This is a genomic window from Nocardiopsis sp. TNDT3, from assembly GCF_003427465.1.
Classification (GTDB): Bacteria; Actinomycetota; Actinomycetes; order Streptosporangiales; family Streptosporangiaceae; genus Nocardiopsis; species Nocardiopsis dassonvillei.
The window spans coordinates 1-1,547 of the sequence record NZ_QPFC01001049.1 but is presented as its reverse complement, the minus strand read 5'-3'; the positions used below and the strand labels follow the sequence as shown (position 1 = coordinate 1,547).

2 protein-coding genes are annotated in these 1,547 nt (G+C 77.5%); both read left to right on the top strand.

Annotation, left to right across the window (positions count from 1 at the left end; genetic code table 11):
* Positions 1–961: Rv2231c family pyridoxal phosphate-dependent protein CobC (gene cobC / locus DQW06_RS23660; protein ID WP_117199334.1), on the top strand; the 961-nt coding region annotated here is incomplete at its 5' end.
* A gap of 359 nt (positions 962–1,320) precedes the next feature.
* On the top strand, positions 1,321–1,547 hold a 227-nt coding region (locus tag DQW06_RS23655), incomplete at its 3' end, for a hypothetical protein (protein WP_198662530.1).

Below are 1,547 nucleotides of genomic sequence, written 5' to 3'. Positions count from 1 at the left end.
GGCCGTCAACGTGCGGGGCCGGACGCCGCCCGCCTGGCTGGGGCGGCTCCTCGCCGACTCGCTGACCGGCCTGGGCGCCTACCCCGACCCCTCCCGCGCGCGGAAGGCGGTCGCCCGGCGCCACGGACGGGAGCCGGGCGAGGTCCTGCTCACCGCCGGGGCGGCCGAGGCCTTCGTCCTCCTGGCGCGGGTCCTGAACCCCCGGCGGGCGGTCGTCGTGCACCCCCAGTTCACCGAGCCCGAGGCCGCCCTGCGCGCCGCCGGGCACGCCGTGGACCGGGTGCTGCTGGAACCGGACTTCACCCTCGACCCCGCACTGGTCCCCGAGGACGCCGACCTGGTCGTGGTGGGCAACCCGACCAACCCGACCTCCGTGCTCCACCCCGGACCGGTCCTGGCCGGGCTGGCCCGCCCCGGGCGCGTGCTGGTCGTCGACGAGGCCTTCGCCGACTGCGTTCCCGGCGAAACGGAGTCGCTGGCCTCCCGCGGGGACCTGCCGGGCCTGGTGGTGGTGCGCAGCCTCACCAAGACCTGGTCCCTCGCCGGGCTGCGCGCCGGGTACCTGCTCGCCGAACCCGACCTGGTGGCCAGGTTCTCCGAGGCACAGCCCCTGTGGTCGGTGTCCACGCCCGCCCTGGTCGCGGTGGAGGCGTGCTGCAGGCCGGAGGCCCTCGCCGAGGCCGACGCCTGGGCGACGTCCCTGACCGAGCACCGCGACGACCTCGCCGCGGGCCTGCGGAACCTGGGCCTGCGGGTGGTCCCGGGAGCCCGGGCCTCGTTCCTGCTGGTAGCGGACCCTGAGGCGGACCGGCTGCGGGCCCGCCTCAGGGAAGGGGGGATCGCCGTCCGGCGCGGTGACACCTTTCCCGGCCTCGGCCCGGAGTGGTTCCGGGTGGCGGTCCGCGAACCCGCCGTCCACCGGGTCCTGACGGACGCGCTGGGGGAGTTGCTCGACCGGTGAGGCGCGTCCGCGTACGGGGGCCGTGCGCGCGGACGACCGCCGGAGCCAGCGCGCGTTCCCGGGGTTCCCGGCCGCCGCGCCGTCTGGACCGGGCCCGTCGCCGGGGCCGGAGCACGCCCGCAGGGTTCCCGGCCTCGGCCGTGTTTCCCGAGCCTGGCCGTTCCCGGAGCCAGCGCGCACCCGCTCGGTCTCTGGCACAGTTGGTGATGACTCGGAAGCTCCGGCGACCGGGTCGGCACCGGCCGCCCCGGGTCCGCGGGACCCGTGCGGGCGGCACGGAAGCGGCGGACTACGCTTACCGGTCTATGCCGGACGAGGCGGAGACGGGCCCGTCACAACACCTCTTGCGTGGAGCGATCATGACCAGAGACGACCGCGAGGACGCCCGGCGCGGCGAGGAGGGCGGAGCCGAGCCGTCCCGCTGGAAGGGCGGCAGACCCGCCTCGGGAACCGGTCCCCGCCTCGGCGGCCTGTTCGACGGGCTCCCCGAGAGCGGGCGCGGCGCCCGGGCCCAACCCCCGCGCGGCTCCTCGGGCACGGCCAACCCGTTCCGGCAGCGGCCCCGGCCCCCCGCGCCGGCCGACCC